This window comes from Falsiroseomonas sp. E2-1-a4 (assembly GCF_051433165.1).
In the GTDB taxonomy this organism is placed as follows: domain Bacteria; phylum Pseudomonadota; class Alphaproteobacteria; order Acetobacterales; family Acetobacteraceae; genus Falsiroseomonas.
This window is the reverse complement of record NZ_JBHMFS010000003.1, coordinates 36,266-62,111: the sequence shown is the minus strand read 5'-3', so window position 1 is coordinate 62,111 and position 25,846 is coordinate 36,266. Positions and strand designations below refer to the sequence as shown.

Annotated in this window: 24 protein-coding genes and 1 tRNA gene; 14 read left to right on the top strand and 11 right to left on the bottom strand. The window is 69.6% G+C overall.

What is annotated here, in order from left to right; genetic code table 11:
- Both ACFHNC_RS04560 and ACFHNC_RS04555 read right to left on the bottom strand, forming a co-directional pair.
- A complete protein-coding gene (locus ACFHNC_RS04560; protein ID WP_437168033.1) occupies positions 1–210 on the bottom strand; it encodes a hypothetical protein in 210 nt (69 codons plus the stop codon).
- Positions 201–2,060 carry a ribonucleoside-diphosphate reductase subunit alpha gene (locus ACFHNC_RS04555; RefSeq protein WP_437168032.1) on the bottom strand — a complete coding sequence of 620 codons (1,860 nt, stop codon included), beginning with the start codon at positions 2,058–2,060 and terminating at the stop codon, positions 201–203. The genes ACFHNC_RS04560 and ACFHNC_RS04555 overlap by 10 nt, the downstream gene beginning before the upstream one ends.
- 382 nt (positions 2,061–2,442) lie before the next feature.
- Between ACFHNC_RS04555 and ACFHNC_RS04550 the strand changes: the two genes are divergently transcribed.
- The 3 genes from ACFHNC_RS04550 (at position 2,443) to ACFHNC_RS04540 (ending at position 4,418) form a co-directional block, all read left to right on the top strand.
- A complete protein-coding gene (locus ACFHNC_RS04550) occupies positions 2,443–2,823 on the top strand; it encodes a hypothetical protein (RefSeq protein WP_437168031.1) in 381 nt (126 codons plus the stop codon).
- A gap of 87 nt (positions 2,824–2,910) precedes the next feature.
- Entirely contained in the window at positions 2,911–3,897 is a 987-nt protein-coding gene (locus ACFHNC_RS04545; protein ID WP_437168030.1) for a Bug family tripartite tricarboxylate transporter substrate binding protein, read from the top strand.
- Positions 3,898–3,908: 11 nt separating this feature from the next.
- Positions 3,909–4,418 (top strand): cupin domain-containing protein, encoded by a 510-nt coding sequence (locus ACFHNC_RS04540; protein ID WP_437168029.1) that lies wholly within the window; start codon positions 3,909–3,911, stop codon positions 4,416–4,418.
- A gap of 28 nt (positions 4,419–4,446) precedes the next feature.
- Here the strand turns inward: ACFHNC_RS04540 and ACFHNC_RS04535 are convergent, their stop codons facing one another.
- The 4 genes from ACFHNC_RS04535 to ACFHNC_RS04520 form a co-directional block, all read right to left on the bottom strand.
- Positions 4,447–6,126 carry a cation:proton antiporter gene (locus ACFHNC_RS04535; RefSeq protein WP_437168028.1) on the bottom strand — a complete coding sequence of 560 codons (1,680 nt, stop codon included), beginning with the start codon at positions 6,124–6,126 and terminating at the stop codon, positions 4,447–4,449.
- A gap of 63 nt (positions 6,127–6,189) precedes the next feature.
- Complete coding sequence (locus ACFHNC_RS04530; RefSeq protein WP_437168027.1) at positions 6,190–6,750, bottom strand: nucleotidyltransferase family protein; 561 nt, start codon at positions 6,748–6,750, stop codon at positions 6,190–6,192.
- Positions 6,747–8,027, bottom strand: a complete 1,281-nt coding sequence (locus ACFHNC_RS04525) for an ArgE/DapE family deacylase (protein ID WP_437168026.1) — start codon at positions 8,025–8,027, stop codon at positions 6,747–6,749. The genes ACFHNC_RS04530 and ACFHNC_RS04525 overlap by 4 nt, the downstream gene beginning before the upstream one ends.
- A 118-nt stretch (positions 8,028–8,145) precedes the next feature.
- The gene (locus ACFHNC_RS04520; RefSeq protein ID WP_437168025.1) at positions 8,146–8,514 is read right to left on the bottom strand and encodes an ArsC family reductase; all 369 of its coding nucleotides are present in this window, start codon (positions 8,512–8,514) and stop codon (positions 8,146–8,148) included.
- 108 nt (positions 8,515–8,622) lie between these two features.
- Between ACFHNC_RS04520 and ACFHNC_RS04515 the strand changes: the two genes are divergently transcribed.
- A complete protein-coding gene (locus ACFHNC_RS04515) occupies positions 8,623–11,142 on the top strand; it encodes a sensor histidine kinase (protein ID WP_437168024.1) in 2,520 nt (839 codons plus the stop codon).
- Positions 11,143–11,163: 21 nt separating this feature from the next.
- On the opposite strand, the gene ACFHNC_RS04510 is transcribed toward ACFHNC_RS04515, so the two are convergent.
- Positions 11,164–11,237, bottom strand: a tRNA-Gln gene (locus tag ACFHNC_RS04510).
- A gap of 200 nt (positions 11,238–11,437) precedes the next feature.
- Here ACFHNC_RS04510 and ACFHNC_RS04505 point away from each other — a divergent pair.
- From ACFHNC_RS04505 to guaB, 4 genes are all read left to right on the top strand, one after another.
- Positions 11,438–12,574 carry a Ppx/GppA phosphatase family protein gene (locus ACFHNC_RS04505; protein WP_437168023.1) on the top strand — a complete coding sequence of 379 codons (1,137 nt, stop codon included), beginning with the start codon at positions 11,438–11,440 and terminating at the stop codon, positions 12,572–12,574.
- Between the two features lie 143 nt (positions 12,575–12,717).
- A complete protein-coding gene (locus tag ACFHNC_RS04500) occupies positions 12,718–13,158 on the top strand; it encodes a helix-turn-helix domain-containing protein (RefSeq protein ID WP_437168022.1) in 441 nt (146 codons plus the stop codon).
- A gap of 61 nt (positions 13,159–13,219) precedes the next feature.
- Positions 13,220–13,948, top strand: a complete 729-nt coding sequence (locus ACFHNC_RS04495) for an RlmE family RNA methyltransferase (protein WP_437168021.1) — start codon at positions 13,220–13,222, stop codon at positions 13,946–13,948.
- Positions 13,949–14,028: 80 nt separating this feature from the next.
- Entirely contained in the window at positions 14,029–15,564 is a 1,536-nt protein-coding gene (gene guaB / locus ACFHNC_RS04490) for an IMP dehydrogenase (protein WP_437168020.1), read from the top strand.
- A 36-nt stretch (positions 15,565–15,600) separates the two neighbouring features.
- Here guaB and ACFHNC_RS04485 read toward each other — a convergent pair whose 3' ends face one another.
- Complete coding sequence (locus tag ACFHNC_RS04485; RefSeq protein WP_437168019.1) at positions 15,601–16,107, bottom strand: hypothetical protein; 507 nt, start codon at positions 16,105–16,107, stop codon at positions 15,601–15,603.
- 291 nt (positions 16,108–16,398) lie between these two features.
- Here ACFHNC_RS04485 and ACFHNC_RS04480 point away from each other — a divergent pair, with 291 nt between their 5' ends.
- The 6 genes from ACFHNC_RS04480 (at position 16,399) to ACFHNC_RS04455 (ending at position 23,334) form a co-directional block, all read left to right on the top strand.
- Entirely contained in the window at positions 16,399–17,712 is a 1,314-nt protein-coding gene (locus ACFHNC_RS04480) for an RsmB/NOP family class I SAM-dependent RNA methyltransferase (RefSeq protein WP_437168018.1), read from the top strand.
- The gene (locus tag ACFHNC_RS04475) at positions 17,709–18,314 is read left to right on the top strand and encodes an N-acetyltransferase family protein (RefSeq protein WP_437168017.1); all 606 of its coding nucleotides are present in this window, start codon (positions 17,709–17,711) and stop codon (positions 18,312–18,314) included. The genes ACFHNC_RS04480 and ACFHNC_RS04475 overlap by 4 nt, the downstream gene beginning before the upstream one ends.
- A gap of 50 nt (positions 18,315–18,364) precedes the next feature.
- On the top strand, positions 18,365–19,960 hold the full coding sequence (gene guaA, locus ACFHNC_RS04470) for a glutamine-hydrolyzing GMP synthase (protein ID WP_437168016.1): 1,596 nt from the start codon (positions 18,365–18,367) through the stop codon (positions 19,958–19,960).
- Between the two features lie 73 nt (positions 19,961–20,033).
- Positions 20,034–20,501: a RidA family protein gene (locus tag ACFHNC_RS04465; RefSeq protein ID WP_437168015.1), complete on the top strand. Its 468-nt coding sequence runs from the start codon at positions 20,034–20,036 to the stop codon at positions 20,499–20,501.
- Positions 20,498–22,114, top strand: coding sequence for a GMC family oxidoreductase (locus ACFHNC_RS04460; RefSeq protein ID WP_437168014.1), 1,617 nt, complete (start codon positions 20,498–20,500; stop codon positions 22,112–22,114). The genes ACFHNC_RS04465 and ACFHNC_RS04460 overlap by 4 nt, the downstream gene beginning before the upstream one ends.
- Before the next feature lie 62 nt (positions 22,115–22,176).
- The gene (locus tag ACFHNC_RS04455) at positions 22,177–23,334 is read left to right on the top strand and encodes a glycosyltransferase (protein ID WP_437168013.1); all 1,158 of its coding nucleotides are present in this window, start codon (positions 22,177–22,179) and stop codon (positions 23,332–23,334) included.
- Here ACFHNC_RS04455 and ACFHNC_RS04450 read toward each other — a convergent pair.
- The 3 genes from ACFHNC_RS04450 to ACFHNC_RS04440 are packed head-to-tail and all read right to left on the bottom strand — an operon-like array spanning position 23,279 to position 25,748.
- Positions 23,279–23,848, bottom strand: coding sequence for an SAM-dependent methyltransferase (locus ACFHNC_RS04450; protein WP_437168012.1), 570 nt, complete (start codon positions 23,846–23,848; stop codon positions 23,279–23,281). The genes ACFHNC_RS04455 and ACFHNC_RS04450 overlap by 56 nt on opposite strands.
- A complete protein-coding gene (locus ACFHNC_RS04445) occupies positions 23,845–24,612 on the bottom strand; it encodes a PIG-L deacetylase family protein (RefSeq protein ID WP_437168011.1) in 768 nt (255 codons plus the stop codon). Before ACFHNC_RS04445 ends, ACFHNC_RS04450 begins: the two co-directional genes overlap by 4 nt.
- On the bottom strand, positions 24,612–25,748 hold the full coding sequence (locus tag ACFHNC_RS04440) for an acyl-CoA dehydrogenase family protein (RefSeq protein WP_437168010.1): 1,137 nt from the start codon (positions 25,746–25,748) through the stop codon (positions 24,612–24,614). The genes ACFHNC_RS04445 and ACFHNC_RS04440 overlap by 1 nt, the downstream gene beginning before the upstream one ends.
- Positions 25,749–25,846: the final 98 nt, after the last annotated feature.

Sequence of the window (25,846 nt, the reverse complement as noted above, 5' to 3'; positions counted from 1 at the left end):
TCAATTGGCCATGTGGTCGCGCGCCGGTCCGGCGGCGCGCGCGGTGGCCCGCTGGAACTGGGCATCGAGATGGTCAAGCTCCGCCACCAGGCGACGGACTTCCGTCACCGGGCCACGCCATTCCAGCATGCGGTCCAGATCACGCTCCAGCGCCGCCTTGAGCGCAGCGACGCGCGCGGGATCGGGGTGTTGCGGGTTTCTCACTGACACGCGAGGCATTCCTCGTAGTCATTTTCGTTCTCGGATGGCGGTGCGGCGGCCACCAGCTTCCGGACTTCCTCGTCCTTGTGCAGCGTCATCACGTCGGACTGGCCTACCACCTTGGCAGAGATGGTATCGGCGCGCTGGATGGACAGGCTGCGGCAGTAATAAAGCGACTTCAGGCCCTTTTTCCACGCGGTCATGTGAATCTGGTGAAGATCCCGCTTGTGGACGTCCGCCGGCAAGAAAACGTTTACCGACTGCGACTGGCAGATGAACGGCGTGCGATCCGCCGCGTGTTCGATCACCCAGCGCTGGTCCAGCTCAAAGGCCGTCTTGAAGGTGGCGCGTTCCTGGTCCGTCAGGAAATCCAGGTGCTGCACGCTGCCCTTGGTGACGGTGATGCTGGTCCAGGTGTCGTCATCGTCCCGGCCATGCTTCGCCAGCACCTTCTTCAGGTGGATATTGCGGACGATGTAGGATCCGGACAGCGTCTTGTGGTTGTACACATTGGCCGCAATCGGCTCGATGCCCGGCGAGGCGCCACCGCAGATGATGGAGATGCTCGCCGTCGGCGCGATCGCCATCTTGTTCGAGAAGCGCTCCATGAAGCCGTATTCTGCGGCATCCGGGCAGGGTCCGCGTTCTTCCGCCAGCATGCGGCTGGACAGGTCGGCCTGTTCGCGGATGTGCTTGAACATCCGCTTGTTCCAGACCTTCGCGATGGCGCTTTCGAAGGGCACGTTCAGCGCCTGCAGGAAGCTGTGGAAGCCCATCACGCCGAGGCCCACCGACCGCTCCCGCATCGCAGAATAGCGCGCCCGCGCCATGGAATCCGGTGCCGAGTCGATAAAGGACTGCAGCACGTTGTCCAGGAACCGCATCACATCCGGGATGAACCGCGGATGATCCTTCCACTCGAACCAGGTCTCGCAGTTCAGCGAGGACAGGCAGCACACCGCGGTGCGTTCCTGGCCATGCTGGTCGATGCCGGTCGGTAGGGTAATCTCGCTGCACAGGTTCGAGGTCTTCACCTCAAGGCCCGAGAGCTTGTGGTGTTCCGGCCGCGCGCGGTTCACGTGGTCGGAGTAGATGATGTAGGGCTCGCCGGTCTCGATCCGCGCCGTCAGGATTCGAATCCAGATGGAGCGCGCGGAGACCTTCCGCATCAGCGCGCCGTCCTTGGGCGAGACCAGCGCCCATTCCTCATCCGCTTCCACCGCGCGCATAAAGGCATCGGACAGCAGCACGCCGTGATGCAGGTTCAGCGCCTTGCGATTCGGGTCGCCACCGGTCGGGCGGCGCATTTCGAGGAACTCCTCGATCTCCGGATGGTTCACCGGCAGGTAGCAGGCCGCCGAGCCGCGGCGCAGCGAACCCTGGCTGATCGCCAGCGTCAGGCTGTCCATCACCCGGATGAAGGGGATGACGCCGGAGGTCTTGCCGTTGCGGCCGACCTTCTCGCCGATCCCGCGCAGATTGCCCCAGTAGGACCCGATTCCCCCGCCCTTCGCCGCCAGCCAGACATTCTCGTTCCACAGCCCGACGATGCCATCGAGGCTGTCGGAGGCTTCGTTCAGGAAGCAGGAGATCGGCAGCCCGCGCGTCGTGCCGCCATTAGACAGCACCGGGGTGGCCGGCATGAACCAGAGCCGGGAGATGTAGTCGTAGATCCGCTGGGCATGCGCCGCATCGTCGCCATAGGCGGAGGCGACGCGGGCAAACAGGTCCTGGTAGGATTCGCCGGGCAGCAGGTAGCGGTCATCCAGCGTCGCCTTGCCGAAATCGGTCAGCAGCGCGTCGCGGGACCGATCGATCTGAACTTGGCCGTGGCCTTCAAGCTGAACTGCATCAAACACCGACCAACCCCCAATCTGGCTTCCGTCGCGTGGAGCGACTCCCCCGACACCCGCAGGATGCCCGCGCAGTCCTACACCAACAAGATGTAGTGTTGCCACACCCCCGTCGCTACTACGGGTGCGAAGCACTTCAACGGTTGCATTTCGCGGGCCTTGCGGGTACGGACTCAAGTTCCCGTTTCGTTCACATTGTAGCGCGGCATGGGCCGGCGCGCGCCCCATGCCATGCAGGGCCGTCGGCGCCGGGGCACCGGAAACGCCGGTCGTCCCCGATATCCTCCTGATCCACAGGCAAAACCGGGCGAAGCGCGCGAAACAGGGCGCGACATGTTCGCGCAACATCCGCGGTTCAGGTTTGCGTCTAACGCAGGAGGCCCGGCCCATGTCCACGCAGCGTGTTGCCGCCGCGCTGTTCCCCGGCCTGTTTCAGCGCCGGCGGCCCGGCGCCGCCCTGCCTGCCCACGCCCACCCTGCCCTCCCCAGCATGCAGCTGTTCCGTGTGGTGACCATCCGGGGCGACCTGCTGCCGGGGCTGAGCATGGCGGAGCTTGCCGCACTCGGCCCAGGCCCGGATCTGGATCGCCTGGCGCGGCGATTCACCACCCAGGGCCAGATCACCGGCTGGCTGTACCAGGAAGGCAAGAGTCTGGATGGCGCTGGCTGGTCGCGAGTCGCGGGCCGCATCGCCGTGCCGGAGCAGGATGCGCTGACGATCCGGCCGCACACCCCCGGCCTGCCGGTGCCGCCCCCGCCGGCCTATTAAGGCCGATCGCGGCGCGTTCTGGCGTTGGGGGGGTGCAAGCCGCGGCCAGTCGCGCTTTGATCGGGGGGAAGACCGGAGACCCCCACCATGCGACCGATCACCCGCCGCGCCACCCTGGCGCTGCCGCTTGCCGCCACATCGCTGCCCGCCCTGGCCCAAGGCAGCGGCCAGGCTTGGCCGACCCGGCCCATCCGAATCGTCGTGCCCTTCGGCACCGGCGGCGGAACGGACATCACCACCCGGGTCCTGGCGCCGAAGTTGTCCGAGATTCTCGGCCAGACGGTGGTGATCGAGAACCGGCCCGGGGCCGGCGGCACACTGGGCGCCGATCTGGTGGCCAAGGCGCAGCCGAATGGCGAGACCTTCCTGCTGGCCACCGTCTCCAACATGGCGCTTGCCATCGGGCTGTACAGCCGGCTGCCCTATGACCCGTTGAAGGACTTCGTCTCCATTGCGCCGACGGTCTTCATCCCGATCGGGATGGCGATCTCGTCAAAGCTCGGCGTGCGCACGGCGCAGGAGTTCATCGCGCTGCTGCGGGCCAATCCGGGCAAGTATTCCTATGGCAGCGCCGGCGCCGGCACCTCCGGCCACATCGCCTCCTCCGCCTTCCTGTCGCGCATCGGGGCGACGGCGGAGCATATTCCCTATCGCAATCCGGGGCAGACCTACCTGGCGCTGCAGCAGGGCGAGATCGCCTTCACCAGCGACATCCCCTCCATCCTCGCGCCCTTCCACCAGGCCGATTCGGCGCGGCTGATCTTCGTCGCGACCGATGAGCGCAGCCCGCAGGTGCCCGATGTGCCAACGGCGCGGGAGGTGGGCTTGGGCGATTACAAGGCCTATTCCTGGTATGGCATCTACGCCCCCGCCGGCACGCCCGCCCCGATCGTGGCGCGTATGGCCGCGGCGATCGAACAGGCGCTGTCCGACCCTGCCATCGGCCAGCGCTTCGACCAGATGGGCACGCCCGCCATGCGCGGCTGGACCCCGCAGCGCTTCGAGGATTTTCTGAAGTCCGAGATCGACCTGTGGCTGCCGCTGGTCCGCGCCTCCGGCGCACGGGCTGATTGAGGAGAACGCAGATGCCGCATGACGGACACGACCATGGAAACGACCACGGGCACGAAACGCCGCCGGATGATGGCTGGAAGCATACCGGCGTGCGGGTGATTCCGGGCGACAGCCTGGACACCAACACCGCCCAGACCCCCGGCATGAACCGCGCCGCCGCGATCAACTTCGCCCGCGTCGGCGCGCAGAAGATCTGGGCCGGCACGGTGCATATCCACGCCAATGCCAAGACCGGCGCGCATCACCACGGCGCGCTGGAATCGGTGATCTACATCCTCAAGGGTCGCGCCCGGATGCGCTGGGGGGAGAAGCTGGAATATGTGGCTGAGGCCGGCCCCGGCGATTTCATCTTCGTGCCGCCCTACGTCCCGCACCAGGAAATCAACGCCAGCACGGATGAGACGCTGGAGTGCGTGCTGGTGCGCTCGGACAATGAAGCGGTGGTGGTGAACCTGGATATCGAGCCGGCGGAGAAGCCGGAATCGGTCGCCTGGGTGGACCCGATCCACAAGGCCCCCTGAATCCCTGAACCCTGGGCCGCCCGCCGGATCAGCCGGCGGGCGGCGCCGCCAGCAATTCCGCCGCCCGGTCCGCCGCATCCCGGAACGGCAGCAGCACGAGGGCGGCGCCGCGCTGGCGCAGCGCAGCTGCCTCTTTCTCCGCATGCGCCGTCACCGCGATACCACCGGCGAAATGCTGCGCCCGCAGCGCGTCTATCAGCGCCAGGCGGTGATCCTCATGCGTCACCCCGCCGGTGCGGGCGGGAATGGCGGAGACGGCCCAGCGCGCGCCCTCCAGCGGCAGGGCCGCGATCAGTTCGGGGTCGGAGGCATCGCCATACAGCGCGGCGAAGCCCTGTTCGTGCCACTGGCGCACCGCCTCCGGGTCGAAATCCACGCCGAGCACCGTCAGCCCCCGCGCGCGCAGGTGCAGGGCGATGTTGCAGCCGAAACGGCCGAGGCCGAACAGAACGACATCGGCCTTCTCCGCGGCCACGCTCGCATCCCCGGCCTCCAGCGCTTCCCGCCACGGATGCTCCCGCTCGAAGACCCGCAAAGGCGCGTCGAGCCAGGCCGCCAATTTGTGCGAGTGGGTGATCATGTAGGTGGACAGCGCGATGGTCACCAATCCGACCAGCGTCACCAGCCCCAGCGCCGGTTCCGCGACATGGCCCAGCGCCACGCCCATCGCCATGAAGATCAACGAGAATTCGCTGATCTGCGCGACCGTCAGCCCGGCCAGCAGCCCGGTGCGGCGCCGGTAGCCCATATAGCCCATGATCGCCACGACGATCAGCGGATTGCCGATTAGCACGAAGGCGGACAGAGCCAGCGCCGCGCCCACCTGTTCCCCCATCGAGGCGAGGTCGAGCCGCGAGCCGAGCGCGATGAAGAAGAACAGCAGCAGGAAGTCGCGCAGGCTCGACAGCCGCGCCGCGATCGCCTCCCGGTACGGAGTGGAGGCCAGGGCGACGCCGGCAAGCAGTCCGCCCAACTCCTTGCCCAGCCCGACATAATCGCCGACCGCCGCCAGCAGCGCCGCCCAGCCGATGGCGAAGCCGGCCAGCAGTTCCGGCGCGCGCGCCAGCCGCGCGGTCAGCGGCCCGGCGACGAAGCGGATGATGAGGCCGACCGCCACCAGCATCCCCACGCCGCCGGCCAGCACCCGCGCCAGCCCGGCCATGGCCGAGGCCTCCCCCGCCCCGGCCGCCATCGCCGAGACCACCACCATGGCCAGCACCACGAAGATGTCCTGCACGATGAGGAAGCCGAGCGCGATGCGGCCGTGCAGGCTGTCGATCTCGCGTTTGTCGGATAGCAGCTTGACGATGATGATGGTGCTGGAGAAGGTCAGCGCGACCGCGACATACACGCTCTCCAGCGCCCCAAGCCCCAGCAGAATGCACAGCGCGTAGCCGATGATGGCGGTGAAGGCGACCTGGCCGAGGCCGGTTGCCAGCGCCACACGGCCCAGGTTGCGGACCAGACTGAGGTCGAGTTTCAGCCCCACCAGGAACAGAAGCACCGCGATGCCGAGTTCCGACAGCAGCGTGATGTATTCATCGGATCGGGCAATGCCGAGCGCCGCCGGGCCGGCCAGAATGCCGGCGGCGATCAGGCCGACGATCAGCGGCTGGCGCAGCAGCAGCGCCACCAGGCCCACCGCGGCGCCCAGCACCAGCAGGGCGGCGACCTCGTAGAAGACCGAGGTTGCGAGAATGTTTTCCAAGGCGTCGTGCCCCTCAATCTGCCGTGGTTCTGCCGCGCCGGGACGCCCGCGTGAAGGGCTTGTTCACTCGTCCAGGATGGTCAGGAACGGCCAGCGTGCCCGATAGGCCTCGGCCTTGGCGCGAAACAGGTCCGGCCGGTCATTGCGCGGATTGGGCCTCAGCATCCCGGCCTCCAGCTCCGCCAGTCCGCGCGGCGCATACAGCATGCCGGTGGCCAATTCGATCCCGATGCAGGTGCAGGCCACCAGGTAGCGGTCAATTCCGTCCCGCGCCGAGCGCAACTGCGGATAGCCTGGGCCGAAGCGCTGCGGGTACCACAGATGCACCCGCGCCTGGTTCCGCACCTCCACCTCCACCGCCAGATGCGCCGTGGCCTGGCGCACCCGGCGGATCACCGCATCCTCCGCCTCGAAGGACAGGTCGCCGTCGTCGAAGTAGAACACGTCGTAGTCGCGGATGCCCCAGCCCACCGGCCGGCCGGCGCGGTGGTTCCAGACCTCCTGGAACAGGCAGCCGGCGGTTAGATGGCCCTGGTTCAGGCCGAGCGACGGCAGAATTTCCAACAGCGCGGCATTCACCGGACTGGCTCGCGCCAGGGCAAGAAGCCGCGCCTCGGCCGTCATGCCGCCGGGCGCACCCCGCACCAATCGGCGATGAAGGCGGCAATGGTCAGCGTGCAGGTCTTGAGGTCCGCCAGGGAGGTCCGCTCATCGAAGCCATGCGCCATCTCCCCCTTCGGGCCGTAGCACAGGCCGGGGATGGCGAAGTACAGGCCGTAATACCGAGTGTCGTTCACTGCGGTGGACAGCCGCGCCGGCATCTCCCCCCCATGCACGGCCGCATGCGCGGCGGCCAGCACCGCCTCGGCCTCGGAGCCCGGCTCCAGGACGTATGGGTCGGTCTGGAAACCGTGGAACGTGATCTCGGGCGGGTTGTTGGCGAGGAAGGCGTCGCCCTTGGCCGCCGCCCGCACCGCAGCCTCGACGCCGGCCATGGCCTCCTCCGGGGTCGTGCCAGGCAGCAGGCCGATGCGGCAATCCACCTCGCACCAGGCGGGGGTCGAGGAAGCCCAGTCGCCGCCGCGGATGATGCCGGGGTTGAACTTGATCGGGTCCGGCACCGCGCCGTACCAGGCATTGTCGCGCCCGGCCTGGTTCAGCGCCTTGGTGTGCGCGTACAGCGCATTGATCAGCGCGTAGGCGGACATGATGGCGTTGCTGCCATCCTGCGCCACCATCACATGCACCGGCACGCCGCGCACCTTCAGGCGGAACCAGATGGTGCCGGTCTGGGCGCGGGTGATGGAATGGGCCGTGGGCTCCGGGATCAGCGCGGCCTCGGCGCGGTAGCCGCGCAGCAGGGTGGCGAGCGCGCCGTTGCCGGTGCTTTCCTCCTCCGTCACCGTCTGGAGGTACACATCCGCGGCGGGCTCCAGCCCGGCTTCGCGGATCGCATCCATGGCGAAGACCATGGCGGCGACGCCGGCCTTCATGTCATGCGCGCCGCGGCCATACATCCAGCCATCGCGGATCACGGCGGCGTAGGGCGGGTGGGTCCACATCTCATGCGGGCCTTCCGGCACCACGTCGATATGGCCCTGCAGGATCAGGCTGCGACCGGTGGGATTCGCGGGACGGTGCGTGGCGACCACCTGGATGCTGGCGCCGGGGTCGGCATCCACCATGGGCGCGGTCTTGGGATGCGCCGGCACATCGGCCAGGCTGAAACGGTCCACGTCGTAGCCGCGGCCGGCCATCTGCCGGGCGAACCAGTCCTGCAACGGTGCCTCCCGCCCCCGCAGGCTGGGGAAGCGCACCAGCTCCTGCAGGAAGGCGGTCTCCCGCGCAAAGCCTGCTTCCACGGCGTGGCGAAGGCGGTCGAGCAGGGCGGCGTCGGGCATGGGGCAATCCTGTGCAATGCGTCCCGGACGGTCCGCGCCATGCTGGGTCGCGTCAAGACGCGCGGGTGTTCGCGTCAAGACGCGCGGCTTGGTGCGTCAGGACGTGCCGGTGTTCGCGTCAAGCCGGGCCGGGGCTCCCAAACACCGCGGCATAGGTCTCCGGCTTGAAGCCGATCAGCAGGCCGCCCGCCCGCGGCAGGACCGGGCGCTTGATGATGGCGGGATAGCTGTGCATCAGGGCGATGGCGCGGGCCTCGTCCAGCCCCTCCCGCTCCGTCTCCGGCAAGTTGCGGAAGGTGGTGCCGGCGCGGTTCAGCAGGGCGGGCCAGCCGACCTGCGCCACCCAACCCTCCAGCAGCCCGGCCGGGATGCCGGATTGCCGGTAGTCGTGAAACGTGCAGGCCACGCCGTGCAACTCCAGCCAGCCACGCGCCTTCTTCATCGTATCGCAGTTCTTGATCCCGTAGATCATGATTGGCGCGGCCATGGGTGCATCCCTTAATGTTGTGGTGTTCTGCTTCACCTGAACGTGAGTCGCCAGACCTGCCGTGCCGGGCTTTGCCCCAGTCTTTGGCCCCCGTAGAGCGAATGAGATTTGGACCAGGCTGCGCCCCATCCAGACGCGACGTCGTCATCGCCGGTCCTTGAGGCGGACGGACCTCGCGCGCTGCGCCGCATCACGGCGCTGCATTGGGGTCTGGCGGCCGCGGTGCTGGCGCCTCTGCTGATCTTTGCCGTCTCCGCCTGGCGCAGCTGGGACCAGGCCTGGCGCGGGGCGGAGCTGGAGGTCACCCGCACCGCCGACGCGGCCGCCGAATATGCCCGTTGCCTGCTGGAAGGCCAGGTGCTGCGGCTGCAACGGGCGAATGAGCTTCTGGCCGGCCTCAGCGATGCCGAGGTCAGGGCGCGGCAGAGCGAACTGAACCGGTCGCTGGCCGGCATTGCGGCGGAGCGGGAGCCGGCGGATCAAGCCGCTTTCTACATCTTGGCCTATGACCGCAACGGCGATGCGCTGGTGGCCAGCAACCTGCTGCCGGCCCCGGGACCGAATCCGGTGATCCAGGCGCGGGAGTTCAACCAGGCACTGCGGCCGCCGGATGCCCCCTGGGTGCATGTCAGCCGCATCTATGTCGGCCGCACCACGGGTCGGCCCTATTTCTCGGTGGCCGCACGGCGGGTCGGGGCGGATAACGGGGCCGAGCCCGGCGCCTATGACGGGGTTCTCGTCGCCTCGATCTACCTCGATCATGCCAGTGCGGCACTGGGGGCACTGGGCGCCGCGGAGGGTGATCGGGTGGCGCTGATCCGCACGGATGGGGTCCTGCTAGCGCGCTCCGGCGACTTCGGCGACCTGGCCCCCGAAGCCATGCGCCTGGCGCCGGATTCACCGGCGGTAGCGAGCATGGTGTTGGGCCTACCCCGGATCATCGAGGCCCGGCCCTCGCGCACCGATGGGGTGGAACGGGTCGCGGCGCTGCGGCGGGTCGGCGGGGATTGGCCCGTCTATGCCGCGGCAGCGCGGGCGAGACCCGCGGTGGTAGCGGCGTGGCGGCAGACGGTGGCGCCGCAGGCCGTGCTCTCCCTGGGGTCCACCCTGCTGCTGCTGCTGCTGCTGCTGGCGCGCGTGGCGCTGCGCCGGCAGGCCGCTCTGGTCGCCACCAACGCCGCGCTGGAGCGCCGGGTGGAGGACCGCACGCGCGACCTACGGGAGCGGGAGAGCATGCTGCGCCTGGCCCAGCAGGCCGCCGGCGCCGGGTCCTGGTCCTGGGAGCCGGAATCCGGCCGGCTGCACTGGTCCGAGGAGATGTTTGCCCTGCTCGGCCTGCATCATGAACGCGATGCGGATAGCGGCACCCTCGATGGCTTCATGGCGATGGTGCACCCCAAGGACCGCGCGATGCTGCGCTCCGCCATCCTCGACGGGCTGACGGAGGGCACGATGACCGTCGAGTTCCGCGTCTTCCGCCGCCGGGCGGACGGCCGGAGGGAGCAGGTCTGGCTGTTTTGCCGGGCCCGGCTCTACCCCGCCGAGGGCGGCAAGCCGGCGCGGATGGTGGGAATCGACATCGACATCAATGAGCGTCGCCGGGCGGAGGCGCGCTTTGCCGTAGCGACCGCGGCCATGGCGGGCTTCGTCTATGAGTGGGAATTCGCCACCGGCCGCGTCGAGCGCACCGGCGGCGCCGATGCGCTGCTCGGCCATGCCGCGACGCTCTCGGCCGAGGAATGGCTGGCCCGCATCCACCCGGAGGATCGCGACCGGGTGGATGCCGTGCTCCTCGCGGTGCAGGAGGAGGCGGACCGGCACAGCTTCGCCGTGGAGTATCGCGTGGCCCGCGCCGATGGCGGATGGGCCTGGCTGTGGGACCGCGGCCAGGTCACCCGCGACCCGTCGACCGGCGCACCAGCCTGGCTGGTCGGCGGCGCCGTCGACGTCACCGCGCGCCGGATTGCGGAGGAACGCCAGTTCCTGCTGCTGCGGGAGGTGGACCATCGGGCGAAGAATGCCCTCGCCGTGGTGAAGGCCGCACTGCGCCTGACCCCGCGGGACGATGCGGCCTATTACGCCGCCGCCGTGGAAGGGCGCATCGATGCGCTGGCCCGCGCCCAGACCCTGCTGTCCGAGACCAGCTGGTCCGGCATCCCGCTGCGGGAGATGCTGGACGGCGCGCTGGCCGCCTTCGTATCGACCGCTGAGGGCGGGCAGGCCGCGCCGGGCCTGCCGAGGGCGAGGCTGGACGGCCCGCCCGTGATTCTGGCCCCGAACGCGGTGCAGCCGCTGGCCATGGCGGTGCATGAGTTGGCGACGAATGCGACCAAATACGGCGCGCTATCCTGCCCGGATGGCCGGCTGGCAGTGACCTGGCAACTGCTGCCGGGGCCGCCGGGCCATGACGAACAGGGGCTGTTGGAGCTGGCCTGGACCGAATCCGGCGGCCCCACGCTGCACGCCCCACCCGCCCGGCGCGGCTTTGGGACGCGCGTGGTGGACGGTACCGTGCGGTCGCAGCTCGGTGGTCGCGTTACCTGGGACTGGGCGCCGGTGGGATTGAGCGTGGTGCTGGCGCTGCCCGGGCGGCATGTGCTGCTGGTGGAGCCGGCGGCGGCGATCTGAGGCGGCCATGTGCTGCCGAAATGGCTGGGGGACCTGGATTCGAACCAAGACTGCCCGAGTCAGAGTCGGGAGTTCTACCGTTAAACTATCCCCCACCAGCACGGTCCGGCCTGCGCCACAACCGTCGGGAGCGGCGAATTAGCATGCGACTTCGAGGCAGGCAACCACGCCGCCGCTGCGAAATGCCTTGCCCCTGCCGCCCGCCCGCCGGATCATGCGCCGGGCGCCCACGGGCCACCGGCATTTCTGCCAGGGGCTACGGATCACCCGCCCGGCAACCCATTTGGTTGAGGACATGCCCGACGACGCGCCCCTCCCCTTCCAGCCGACAGACTGCATCGCCCGACCGGGCGAGGCATGCCTGCCGCTGCCGGGATGGCAGCCGAATCAGGGATCCAGCGCATTCGCGGCCCTCGATCTTGGCACCAACAACTGCCGCCTGCTGATCGGCACGCCGCATTGGGGCACCGGCGCGGGGGCGACAACGCGAACCGGGGCACCCTTCAACTTCCGGGTGGTGGATAGTTTTTCCCGGATCGTGCGGCTGGGTGAGGGACTCGGCGCCACCGGCCGGCTGTCCGACGCGGCCATGGACCGGGCGCTGACGGCGCTGCACGCCTGCGCCAACAAGCTGGCCCGCCGCCCGGTGCGCGGCCTGCTGGCGGTGGCCACGGAAGCCTGCCGCCGTGCCGGCAACGGCCCGGAATTCGTCGCGCGGGTCGAGGCCGAGACCGGCCTGCGCCTGCGGATCATCTCGGCGCGGGAGGAGGCGGAGCTGGCGATGGAAAGCTGCGCCCCGCTGCTGGAGGCCTGCGACCGCCGCGCCCTGCTGTTCGATATCGGCGGTGGATCGACCGAAATTGCCTGGATTCGCATCCATCCGGGCCGCCGGGTGCCGGAGCTGATCGGCACCATCTCCGTCCCCGTCGGCGTCGTCACCTTGTCCGAACGCTGCGGCCCGTCCTGCTTCACGGAGGCGGGCTTTCATGCGGTGGTGGATGAGGTGGCGGCGCGGCTGCGTGGCTTCGATGCGGTGCATTGCATCGGCCAGGAAATCCGCGCCGGCGGGGTGCGGCTGATGGGCACCTCCGGCACCGTCACCACACTGGCCGGCGTCGCCATGGCGCTGCCGCGCTACCGCCGCCTGCTGGTCGATGGCCAGGTGCTGGAGGCGTGCGACGCCGACCAGGCGCTGGGCGACCTGTTCGCGCTGGGCCGGGACGGGCTGGCCGCCCACCCCTGCGTTGGGCCGGAGCGGGTGGATTTCGTTCTGCCGGGCTGCGCCGTCTATGCCGCCATCCGCCGCGTCTGGCCGGTGCCGCGGCTGACGGTGGCCGACCGCGGGCTGCGGGAGGGGATTCTGCTGCGGCTGATGCGGCTGGATCGCGCCACGCAGCGCCGGCCCGGCCGCTTATGGCCCGGTTGCGGCTGACGGACCAACACGACCCGGCAAAGCCGCCGCTGGCGGCGGATCGTTGAGCGAATTACTATTCCTGCTGTTTTTGCGGCGCCCTTGCCATTCAGGTAGGTCGCCCTTCAGTTGCCAGTCGTTTTCCATTCTTACTAGGATCGCCGATGCCGTATCATCTGATAGCCAAAATCGACACGCATCTTAAGGCGGACCGAAACAAGCACAGCAAGGTTCAACCAGACACAGACAAGCTCCGCGTCGCCAGGGGCGATGTCATCAAGGCGCCGGATTTTCCACTCGAAGGTCGTTTTTTCATCGTCCGGAATGCTGTTTTGAAGGGGGCTCCGATTCCGGGCCACATCATCTATGCTCTAGATGAGCAATGGACGCTGGAGGATGCGCCGGAGCAGCCGGTGGCAGCGCTGCCCGCAGCCACGGCAGCTGCGCCTGCGGTCGAGCCGGCGCCAGCCGCCGCCCAGCCGACGCCGGACAGCAAGATGGCCCAGGCGAAGGCAATGCTGGCCGCGGGCAAGACCGTCTCCGCCATCGCGAAGGAGCTTCGTGTCGGCCGCGCGTCCATCAAGCGTTGGCGCGACGAAGCCTGATTGCGCGGCGCGGGTGTGCATGGGCATTCCGGGATGGCCGCAGAGGGCGTAAAGCCTTTCCATGGCCAAGTCCCCAACCCCTCCCGGTAAATCTGCAGCCGGTAAATCCTCGGCCGGAAAACTTTCCGGCACCACGCGCCAGCTCGCCGATCGCCTGAAAACCGCCAAGGGCCGCACCATCGGCAGCCAGCGCTGGCTGGAGCGGCAGTTGAACGACCCTTATGTGAAGGAGGCCAAGGCCCGCGGCCTGCGGTCCCGCGCCGCCTTCAAGCTGGAACAGATGGATGACAAGTTCCATCTGCTGAAGCCCGGATCCCGCGTCGTGGACCTCGGCGCGGCGCCTGGTGGCTGGACCCAGGTGGCGCTGGCGCGCAAGGCCACCCGCGTGGTCGGTATCGACCTGCTGGTGGTGGACCCGATTCCGGGCGCCATCCTGATGCAGGGCGACTTCCAGGATGCCGAGGCGGAACAGCGCGTGCTGGCCGCGCTCAATGGCCAGGCCGACCTGGTGCTGTCCGACATGGCGCCCAACACCACCGGCCACAACGCGACGGACCACCTCCGCATCATGGCGCTCGCCGAAATTGCGCTGGATTTCGCCGGAAGGGTGTTGGCGCCGGGTGGCGGCTTCGTCACCAAGGTGCTGGCGGGTGGGTCGGAGAAGGAATTCCTCGCCACGCTGAAGCGCGACTTCGTCGTGGTGCGCCACGCCAAGCCGCCCGCCAGCCGGAAGGACAGCGCGGAGCTGTATGTGGTGGCGACAGGCTTTCGCGGCGGCAAGCCGGCCTGACATTTTCCCACTATGGACGCCGCACCCGGAACCGGTGTAGGCGGGGCCGCCAAGGTTGCGGATCGAAAGAGGTTCCCGCCATGGCGCCCCCAGACACGAATACCCCTGCTAAATCCCCTGGCACCTCCACGAACCGCGAGGCCGCCTTTCGCGCCAGGTTCGAGGAAGCTTACGCCTTCGATGACGTGCTGCTCGTCCCGGCCTATTCCACCGTGCTGCCGAGCGAGACGGATACCCGCACCCGGCTGACGCGGGAGATTTCACTGAACATCCCGCTGGTTGCCGCGGCGATGGATACGGTGACGGAAGCCAACATGGCCATTGCCATGTCCCAGGCCGGCGGCATCGGCGTGATCCACAAAAACCTGTCCCCGGAAGACCAGGCCGCCCAGGTCCGCCAGGTGAAGAAGTTCGAGTCGGGGATGGTGGTGAACCCGCTGACCATCCACCCGGACCAGACGCTGGCCGAGGTCCGCGCGCTGCAGGAAACGCACCGGATCAGCGGCGTGCCGGTGGTGGAGCGGGATTCGGGCCGCCTGGTCGGCATCATCACCAACCGCGACGTCCGCTTCGCCACAGACCCGAACCTGCGGGTCTATGAGCTGATGACGCGGGAAAACCTGGTGACGGCCGATGCCGACGTTACCAAGGACAAGGCGCGGGAGCTGCTGCACAAGCACCGCATCGAGAAGCTGCTGGTGGTGGACGAGGCCTATCGCTGCGTCGGCCTGATCACCGTGAAGGACATGGACAAGGCCCAGGCCAACCCCAATGCGGTGAAGGACCCGATGGGGCGCCTGCGCACCGCGGCCGCGATAGGCGTGGGGGATGATGGCTTCCATCGGGCCGGCCTGCTGGTGGCCGCCGATATTGACGTGCTCGTGGTGGATACCGCGCATGGCCATTCGGGCGGCGTGCTGCGCGCGGTGGAGCGCATCAAGAAACTGTCGAACGCCGTGCAGATCGTGGCCGGCAACGTTGCAACCCCAGAAGGCGCGCTGGCGCTGATCGAGGCGGGTGCCGATGCGGTGAAGATCGGCATTGGCCCGGGTTCCATCTGCACCACGCGCATCGTCGCCGGTGTCGGCGTGCCGCAGCTGACCGCCGTGCTGGAAAGCGCGGCCGCCTGCCGCGAACGCGGCGTGCCGGCAATTGCCGATGGCGGCATCCGGTCCTCCGGCGATGTCGCCAAGGCGATTGCGGCCGGTGCCGATTGCGTGATGATGGGCAGCGTCTTCGCCGGCACGGATGAAGCCCCGGGCGAGGTCTTCCTGTACCAGGGCCGATCCTACAAATCCTATCGCGGCATGGGCTCGCTCGGCGCCATGGCGCGCGGCTCCGCGGATCGGTACTTCCAGGCAGAAGTGGCGGACAAGCTGAAGCTGGTGCCGGAAGGTGTCGAGGGCCGCGTTGGCTACAAGGGGCCGGTCGGCACCGTGATTCACCAGATGGTCGGCGGCCTGCGCGCGGCCATGGGCTACACCGGCGCCGCCACCATCCAGGACCTTCAGACCAAGGCGAAGTTCCGCCGCATCACCAATGCCGGCCTGCGCGAAAGCCATGTGCATGATGTGGCGGTGACGCGGGAAGCGCCGAACTACCGCCTGGAAGGCTGACATCGCACGCCCCGCCTGGGCGGGGCGCGCGTTGTGTCAGCGGTTCGGCGGGATCTCGCTGATCCGCAGCGTCGCGCGCTGCGGCGTGCCGCGCTCGAAGGTGCCGATCCAGATGTTGTAGTTGCCGCTCGCCGGGCGCTGCAGGACGATGCCGGGGTTCACCCCGTCCAGGTCGTCGTTGCAGTGCCAGTTGCCGGCCGAATCGTTGATCACCAGCGTCGTATCGGTGTTCGCGACGACGGAAATGAACAGCGGGAACTGGCCGGAGGTGTAGTTCAGGTCCACATCGGGCTTGGAGAAATCGATCCAGCCGGCGCAATCCGGGCCGATGCCGGTGGCTTCCCGGTCGCCGCCCGCTTCCACGGGAATCTCCCGCGGGTCCGGCTCGAAGCCGGCGCGCAGGTTGACGGTGGCGTAGCGCGGCTGGGCGCGCCAGTCGGGATATTGCTGGGCCTGCTGCGGCGCCGCGCCCTTCTGCTGGGCAACCGCACCACCGGCGACCAGCGCCAGCACCGCGCCGGCGGCGAGGATGGATTTGAACATCGGTGTAGGACCCCTTTGTCGAACCGCCTGATGCGGCGTGAGGCAAACTAATCGGAAACCGCGCATCAAGCCCACCCGGCGCGAAACATGCTGACATGAAAATCATGCCGGAACATTGTCGCGCATGCCCGGCATCGCGGAGACGGCGGCAAAGGTCTATGTTGCCCGCACGGTTCCGGCCGGGGCCCGCCGCCCCGGTCTGCCGCCCTTCGCCGCCGGAGCCCCGGCGCGCCACCCCCTGCCCGCGTCCGCCCCGCGCCCCCGGCGCCGCGGCCGCCCGGATTTTCCCGCATGACCCCCGCCGCCCGCCTCTCCGCCGCCATCGACCTGCTCTCCGCCGTCGAGGCCTCCCCCCGCCGTCCGGCGGATGCCATCGCCAATGATTTCTTCCGCGCCCGCCGCTACATCGGCGGCTCGGACCGGCGGAACGTCTCGGAGCGCGCCTGGGGGGCGATCCGCCAGCGGCTTCGGCTCGCCTGGCATTTTTCCGAAATGGGCATCGCCAGCCCCTCCGCCCGGCTGCTGCTGGGGGCGCATCTGATCCTTGCCGAGGGCTGGTCGGTAGATGGCGTGGACCAGAACTTCTCCGGCGAGCGCTTCGCCGCTTCCCCCCTGGTGGAGGAGGAGCGTGCGCTGCTCGGCAAGCTGGCGGGCCGCCCGCTGGTGCTGCCGCGCATGCCGGACGGGCCGCGGCTGAACCTACCGGAATGGGCGATGCCGGGCCTCGTCACCCGCTTTGGCGACAAGCTGGCCGAGGAAGCCGCGGCGATGGAGGAGCCAGCGCCGCTCGACCTGCGGGCCAATCTGCTGAAGGTGACGCGGGAGGCGGCGCTGGCCGCGCTGGCGGCGGAGGGCATCGCCGCCACCCCCACCCCGCTCTCCCCCTGGGGGATGCGGATCGCCGATCGCCGCCCGGTCTCCGCCACCAAGGCCTTCCTGGAGGGGCTGATCGAGGTGCAGGACGAGGGCAGCCAGCTTGTGGCCCTGCTGACCGATGCGCGCCCCGGCATGCGGGTTGCCGATTTCTGCGCCGGCGCCGCGGGCAAGACCCTGGCGCTGGCCGCGACCATGGCCAACAAGGGCCACATCGTGGCCTGCGATACCTCCGCCGCCCGGCTGGAAGGCGCCGGCCGCCGGCTGCGCCGGGCCGATGTGAACAATGCCGAGCGCCATCTGCTCACCTCCGGCGACAAATGGCGCAAGCGCAACTCGCGCAAATTCGACCGGGTGCTGGTGGATGCCCCCTGCACCGGCACCGGCACCTGGCGCCGCAACCCGGATGCCCGCATCCGCACCAATGGGCGGGACCTGGCGGAGTTGGTGCTGAAGCAGGCGATGATCCTCGACGATGCATCTGAATTGGTGCGTCCGGGCGGAAGGCTGGTCTACGCTACCTGCTCGCTGCTGCCCGAGGAGGACGAGATGCAGATGGCGGCCTTCCTGGAACGCCACCAGGACTTCACCGCGATGCCCTTCGCGGAGGTCTGGGACGCGCTGCGACCCGGCGTCGCGGCGCCCGGCCCTGGTCCCTACATGGCGCTGTCGCCCGGCAGCCATGGCACGGATGGCTTCTTCGCCGCCGTACTGCAACGGCAACCTTCATGATCTCCATCCGCCGCGCCCGGCCGGGCGATGCCGCGGCGATCGCCGCGGTGCATGTCGCGGCCTGGCGCAGCGCCTATGCCGGCATCCTGCGGGATGGCTACCTGGCAGAACTGTCCGAGATCCGGCTGGCCGGCTTCTACCAGCGCGCCATCCTGGACCGGCGCGAAGGCCACGCGGTGTTCGTGGCCACCTCCACGCCGGAGGATGAATCCGGCCCGGCGCAGGTGGTGGGCTTCGCCTCCGGCGGCCGCGCCCGGCGCCGCGGCCTGGCGGAGGGCGAGGTGGAGACCCTTTATGTGCTGGATGATTACCGTGAGCGTGGCTGCGGCCGGCGCCTGATGCGGGCCATGGCGGCGCATTTGCGGGCCATCGGCTGCAATTCTGCCATGGCCTGGGTGCTGGAGGCCAATCCCAGCCGTTTCTTCTACCGCCACCTCGGCGGCCGCACGGCGATGCGGGAGATGATCCGGGTGGCGGGCCAGGGGGTGGACCAGATCGCCCTGCTATGGGACCCGATCGACACGCTGCTGGCGGCCACCGCGCCGGTGCCCCAGGGAGGGCCCCGGGGCGGGCCCCAGGGGCGGATTCGCGAGGAAGGCTGACTGGCCGCAAAACGGCTTGTCGCTGCATCGTGCCTGTGCTGTTAGGCGCTATGACACACGCCGCCCCCGATGCCGCTTCCACCCCGCTCGCGCAGCATCACGACCGGATCCTGATACTCGATTTCGGCAGCCAGGTGACGCAGCTCATCGCGCGCCGCCTCCGCGAATCCGGTGTGTACTGTGAGGTCTGGCCCTTCAACGCCGCGCCGGATGACCGCATCCGCGCCTTCGCGCCGAAGGGCATCATCCTGTCCGGCGGCCCAGCCAGCGTGACGGAGGAAGCCAGCCCCCGCGCGCCGGAGGCGGTGTTCGGAATGGGGCTGCCGATTCTCGGCATCTGCTACGGCCAGCAGGTCATGGCGCATCAGCTCGGCGGGCTGGTGGAGGGCGGCCATCTGCGCGAATTCGGCCGCGCCCATATCGACGTGACTGGCGACTGCGCCATCACCCAGGGCGTCTGGGCGCCGGGCGCGCGGGAACAGGTGTGGATGAGCCACGGCGACCGCATCACCCGGCTGCCCGAGGGGTTCCGGGTCGTTGCCGCCAGCGAGGGCGCGCCCTTCGCCGTCATCGCCAATGACGAGCGCCGCTACTACGGCACCATGTTCCACCCGGAGGTGGTGCACACGCCGCATGGCGCCGCCCTGCTGAAGAACTTTTCCCACATTGTCTGCGGCTGCACCGGCGACTGGACCATGGGCGCCTTCCGGGCGGAGATGGTCGCAAAAATACGGGCGCAGGTCGGCAGCGGGCGCGTGATCTGCGGGCTTTCCGGGGGCGTCGATTCCTCCGTCGCCGCGGTGCTGCTGCATGAGGCGATCGGCGACCAGCTCACCTGCATCTATGTCGATCACGGGCTGATGCGGGCCAATGAGTCGGAACAGGTGGTCGCCACCTTCCGCGACCGCTTCAACATCAAGCTGGTGCATCGCGATGCCAGCGACCTGTTCCTCGGCCAGCTCTCCGGCGTCACCGACCCGGAGAAGAAGCGCAAGACCATCGGCCGCCTGTTCATCGAGGTGTTCGAGGAGGAACAGCAGAACATCGGCGGCGCCGACTTCCTGGCCCAGGGCACGCTGTACCCCGACGTGATCGAAAGCGTTTCCGCCACCGGCGGCCCCAGCGTGACGATCAAGTCCCACCACAATGTCGGCGGCCTGCCCGAGGGCATGCGGATGAAGCTGGTGGAGCCACTGCGCGACCTGTTCAAGGACGAGGTCCGCGTGCTGGGGCGGGAGCTCGGCATCCCGGAGGTCATCGTCGGCCGCCACCCCTTCCCCGGCCCGGGGCTTGCCATCCGCATCCCCGGCGAGGTGACCGCGGAGAAGGCGGATATCCTGCGCCACGCGGACACCATCTACCTGGAGGAAATCCGCAACGCCGGCCTGTACGACGCGATCTGGCAGGCCTTCGCGGTGCTGCTGCCGGTGCGGACCGTGGGCGTGATGGGCGATGGCCGCACCTATGACAGCGCCTGCGCGCTGCGCGCCGTGACCAGCACGGATGGCATGACGGCGGATGTCTATCCGTTCAGCATGGAATTCCTGACGCGCGTGGCCGGCCGCATCGTGAACGAGGTGCGCGGGATCAACCGCGTGACCTACGACATCACGAGCAAGCCGCCGGGGACGATTGAGTGGGAGTGACCGTGAATCGGGGGATGGATCAGCGGCGCCCTGCCCGGCAGGATGGTGCATCTTCTCGCCACGGAGCCACCCCATGTCTGCCGAACGCCGCCTGACCGAACTCGGCCTGGAACTGCCGCCATCGCCGAAGCCGATGGGCAATTACGTGCCCTGGCGGATTGGCGGCGGGCTATTGTTCCTGTCCGGCGTCGGGCCGCGGCGGGCGGATGGCAGTTCGATCACCGGGCTGGTCGGCGCCGATCTGGACGTGCAGCAGGGGTATGAGGCCGCGCGGCTCTGCGGCATCAACCTGCTGGCCAATATGCGCGGCGCGCTGGGGTCGCTCGACCGGGTCGATACCATCCTGAAGGTGCTCGGCATGGTGCGCGCCGTGCCGGACTTCGGGCACCAGCCGGAAGTCATCAATGGCTGCACCGATCTGTTCGTGGAGGTGTTCGGCGACTCCGGCCGCCCGGCACGTTCCGCCGTGGGGTTGGCCAGCCTGCCGCGCGGCATCGCGGTGGAGATCGAGGCCGTTGTCCTGCTGAAATCCGCGCCGTGACCGAAAGCTTCGACTACGTCATCGTCGGCTCCGGTGCTGCCGGATCGGTGCTGGCCAACCGGCTGAGCGCCGATCCCACCGTTACCGTCTGCGTGCTGGAAGCCGGGCCGCCGGACCGCAACCCCTTCATCCACATCCCCGCCGGCTTCATCAAGACCTTGTCCAACCCGGCGGTCACCTGGCAGTTCAAGACCGAGGGCATCCCAATGACGGGCGGGCGGCGGATCAGCACGACCCAGGGGCGTACGCTGGGCGGGTCTTCCTCCGTCAATGGCTTGATCTACAATCGAGGCCAGCCGACGGATCTGGATAGCTGGGCGCAGCGCGGCAATCGCGGCTGGGGCTATGCGGATTGCCTGCCCTATTACCGGCGCAGCGAGAATCGCATCGGGGTTGGGGATGAGACGCGCGGCCGCAATGCGGACGGCATCCCGATCACCGACATGGACTGGATCAACCAGGTTTCGGAGGCCTTCATCCGCGGCTGCGAGGGCATCGGCATCCCCCGCGCGCCCGACTACAACAGCGGCCACCAGGCCGGCGTCGGCTACTACCAGCGCACCATCCGCAACGGCCGCCGCATCTCTGCCGCAACCGCCTTCCTGAAGCCGGCGATGAAGCGGCCGAACCTGGAAGTCCGCACCAACGCCCGTGCCAGCCGCATCCTGTTCGAGGGCACCCGCGCCACCGGCATCGCCTACCAATCCGCGCGCAATGCGCCGCCGCGGCAGGTGTTGGCGCGGCGGGAGGTGATTTTGTGCTCCGGCACGGTGAACACGGCGCGACTGCTGCAGGTCTCGGGCATCGGGCCGGCCGATCTGCTGGGGCGGCTCGGCGTTCCGGTGGTCCGGGACGTGCGCGGCGTGGGGTCCAACTTTCGGGATCACTACGCCAGCCGCTTCGTGATGCGCGCCAAGCCCGGGGTGGAGACGCTGAACGAGCTGTCGCGCGGCCTGAAGCTCGGCGCACAGATCGCCCGCTGGGCCACCGGGCGGCCGAGCATCCTCGCCACCACGCCCTCCCATGTGCATGTCTTCTGGAAGAGTTTCGAAGGCCTCGACCAGCCCGACCTGCAATGCGTCTTCACCCCCGGCAGCTATGCCGAGGGCAAGGTCTATGTGCTGGATGACTACCCCGGCGTCACCGCCGGCGCCTGGCAGCACCGCCCCGAAAGCACCGGCTGGGTGCGCGCGCGCAGCACCGACGTGTTCGAGGACCCGGAGATCAACCCGAACTACCTCTCGGACCCGATGGATATCCGCGTGCATCTCGGCGGCATGAAGCTGCTGCGGCGGATGCTCGGCACGCCGGAACTCGGACAGTACCTGGATGGCGAGACGCTGCCCGGGCCGAAGGTGCAGGGCGACGACGAGTTGCTGGATTTCGCCAAGAAGAACGGCAGCACCACCTACCATCTGATCGGCACGGCCCGGATGGGGCCGGAGACGGATCCCTCCGCCGTGGTCAGCGATCGGCTGCTGGTGCATGGGCTGGCCGGGTTGCGGGTGGTGGACGCCTCCATCATGCCCTCCATGCCCTCCGCCAACACCTACGCGACCACGCTGATGATCGCGGAGCGGGCGGCGGATTTCATCACCGGCACGGTAACATGAGCCTGCCAACGGGGCCGTGACGGGAACGGCTGAGCCTGGGGGGCGTTTTCCCGCCACCTCCCATGCCGATCCCGCCCCTTCCCCCGCCCCGCATCGTCATTGCCATCCCGGCCCGGGATGAGGCGCCCCAGCTTCCGTCCTGCCTCGCCGCGCTGGCGGAACAGCGGGGCGTGCGGCTGGATGAGGTTGCCGTGCTGGTCCTGGCGAACAACTGCGGCGACGACACAGCCGAACTCGCCCGTAGCCTGGCACCCGGCCTGCCCTATCGGCTGGAGGTGTCCGAATGCCGCCTGCCACCCAGCCGCGCACATGCCGGCGGCGCCCGCCGGGCGGCGATGGAAGCCGGTGCCGCCCTGTTCGGCGCAGCGCCCGAGGCTGGGGCGCTGCTGCTCAGCACGGATGCGGATGGCCGTGCCACCCCGAACTGGATCGCCGCCAACCTGGCCGCCTTCGCCGCCGGCGCCGATGCGGTAGCTGGCACCTACGCCCCCGACCCCGCCGAGGTCGCACTGCTTCCCGAAGCGCTGCGGCGGCGGGAGGCGATGGAGGCCAGCTACGCCACGCTGCTGGAGGAGATGGCCACGCTGGTCGATTCCGACCCGCACGACCCCTGGCCCCGCCACGCCGTGCATTCCGGCGCCTCTATCGCACTGCGCCTTGCCGCCTACCCCGCGGTGGGCGGGCTGCCGGAGGTGCCGGTGGGGGAGGATCGCGCCCTGTTCGACGCCCTGCTCTGCGCCGGGCTGCGCGTGCGGCACTGCCCGGCGGCACGGGTCATCGTCTCCTGCCGCCTCGAGGGGCGGGCCGTGGGCGGGATGGCGGATACGCTCCGCCAGCGCCTGGCGCATCCCGATGCGCCGGTTGATGACAGGCTGGAGCCCGCCCTCGCCGCGCTGCTGCGGCTGCGCTGCCGCTACGCATTGCGGCGCCTGCATGCCGGAAGGCCGCGCATCGGCGATCCGGCCCGGCTGGCGCTGGCGCTCGGCCTGCCGCGCGAGAGGCTGCGCGCGATTGCCGCCATGCCGCATTTCTGGCCGGCCTGGGAGGAGTTGCAGCGCGCCGCCCCCGCGCTGCGCCGCCGCACGCTGCGCCTGGCCGAATTGCCGGTGGAGATCGCGCGCGTGCGCAGCCTGCTGGCGCTGCTACGGATGGGCCAGGCGCTGGTCAGCGGCCGCGCAGCAGATCCAGCCGATAGCGATCTGCGCGGCTTTGCCACGTGATGGCGGCGCGTGGCGCCAGCGCCGCGCAGAAGGCCTCGGCGGCCGCGTCGCCGGTCAGCGGGTAGTCCGTCTCCCCGGTCCAATGCACCAGCAGGATGTCGCCGCCCGGCGCCAGGCTGGCCGAGGCCTGCGCCGCCAGGCGGTGCAGGTCGTCATGGTCGAGGTAATACAGGACCTCCGAGAACAGCATCAGGTCGAAGGTCCCGACCGGCCAATCCGCCGGCAGCACCGCCTGGCGCAGCGTGACCTGTGGCAGCGCGGCGCAGCGGTCCCGCGCCGCCTGCAACGGTGCCGCGGCCGCATCCACCGCCAGCAGGGCCTCGCAGCGTGGTGCAAGCGCCGCTGTCAGCACGCCGATGGAGCACCCTGCCTCGAAGGCGCTGGCGTAGCGGGAGCGCGGCAGGGCGGCGAGGGTGGCGGCGTATTTGCCGCGCTCATACGCGCTCTCGGCGAAGCGCCAGGGGTCGGGGTCGGCCTGGTACAGCGCCTCGAAGTAATTCGGCGGCAGGCTCATGCCGGCTCCTCCAGGAACAATTCATGCGGCCGGCAGGCGAGGTCCAGCAGGGCCTGGGGCAGCACGAAGCCGCCAGGATCATCCCTCACCACCTGGCCGAGTTGGGACCGGTGCGCTGCGATCGCCCGGCGCTTCGCCGGCAGCCAGGCCGAGACATCCAGACGATGGCCACGCGGCGGTGCCGGCAGGCCGGGTGGCGGGGGCAGCGGGAAGCCGGGCACGGGATGGGCATGGGCCAGGCCCCAGACGGGATAGGCGAAAAGCCGCGTTCCCCGGCGCTGCCGCAACGCGCTGGCGAGGACGAAGCTGGCCGCGTGGTCGGCATGCGGGTCGTGCCGCCAGGCGGCGAAGATGGTGCAGGAAGCCGGTGCCAGTTCCAGCAGCCGCGCCAGCGCCGCCTCGAAGGCCGGGCCTTCGTGGGGGACGCTGCGATCCGGCAGCCCCAGGAAATGCAGATCCCGCGCCGCATCCAGGCCCAGCGCCGCCACCGCATCCCGCGTTTCCGTCTGGCGCAGCTCGGCAAGCCGCGCCGGCGGCCAGGCGCGGGAGTTGGGGTGAGACCCGGCGCCGTCGCTGACCACCACCACCATCACCCGCCGCCCCGCCCCGGCACAGGCGGCCAGGAAGCCTCCGCAGCCCAGGCTTTCGTCATCCGGATGCGGCGCCAGCACCAGCGCCGCGCCATCCACGCCGAGCAGTGCGGCAGGGTCCGCGCCGCACGGCAGGTCGCGCTCCGCCGCGCGCAGCCAATCCCCGGCCGGCATCAGCCCCACAGGTCGCCGGGCTCCGCTTTCGCCTCCAGCACATGCGCCGCCGCACCCACCAGCGCGCGGTCGGGCGCAGGCTGGCGCAGATAGGTGGCAAGGTCGCGGGCGACGCGCTCGATCGGGTTCGGGCGCATGAAAGCCTGGAGGCCGATGGAGCGCTGCGCCAGTTCCAGCACATCCAGCGCCGCCCGCTCCACCGCCAGCCGCGCAAGGTTCACATAGGCCACCGTATCCGGGGGCGGGCTTACGGCTTCGGCGCGTTCCGCGGCGGAGTCCACCCAGAGCCGCGCCGTCTCCGCCGCCATCGCCGCCTGGCCGAGCCGCGCTGCCTGATGCGGATCGCCACCGCGGCCGGTATGGTTCAGATGCGCGCGCAGCAGGCCGAGCACCGCCTCCACCCCGCCGCATTGCACCGCGGCGAAGCGCCAGGCGCCGCCGGAGAAATCGGGCTGGCGCAGATAGTCGCCCTTCTGGCCGATCAAATCCGCCGACAGCCCGGTGAAATCCACGGCGCCGGTGGCGGAGGCGCGCATGCCCTGCGCTCGCCAGGGCGAGAGATCCGCCCGCTCGCCCGGCGCCAGTTCCACCAGCAGCATCTGTGGCGGCGCCTCGGGGTCGTCGCGTGCGGTGACCAAGGCGCGGTCCACCCAGCCGGCGCCGGAGCACAGGATCTTGCGCCCGCGCAGCACCCCACCCGCCAGGGCCAGGGGCGGTTCGCCAAAGCCATCGGTGTTCCAGACGCCGAAGAACCGGCCCTGCCGCGCATCCCGCGCCGCCGCCTCGGCCTGGGCGGGGCTGCCGTGGAGCAGGACCAGGCGCAGCGCATTCACATGGCCTTCGAACAAGCGGCCGAGCGGCAGGCTGGCGCGACCGACCAGGCGCAAAGCCGTGGCCAGCGATGTCGCATTTTTGGGCGTCGTCCCAAAGCCGGCGCCGCCGAGGGCGGGCGGCAAAGGCGCGGCGAGCAAGCCGATGTTCCGCAGCGCGTCCAGACCCGCTTCGGGAAAGGCGCCGTCGACATCCAGCGTCGCCGCCTCCGCAGCGATGCCGGGAACGGCATCGCGCAGGGCGATCAGCAGCGATGTGGCGTCTGCGCGGGGCGCCGGGCTTGGCAGGCGGTGCAGGCTACTCATGCGACGGCGCCGTGGCGCATCCGGGATCTCCTCTCACGGCGCAGGTCGCGCCGGAGGGGTAACGGCCCAGGCCGCAAATGGATGCAGCGCCGCCTCAG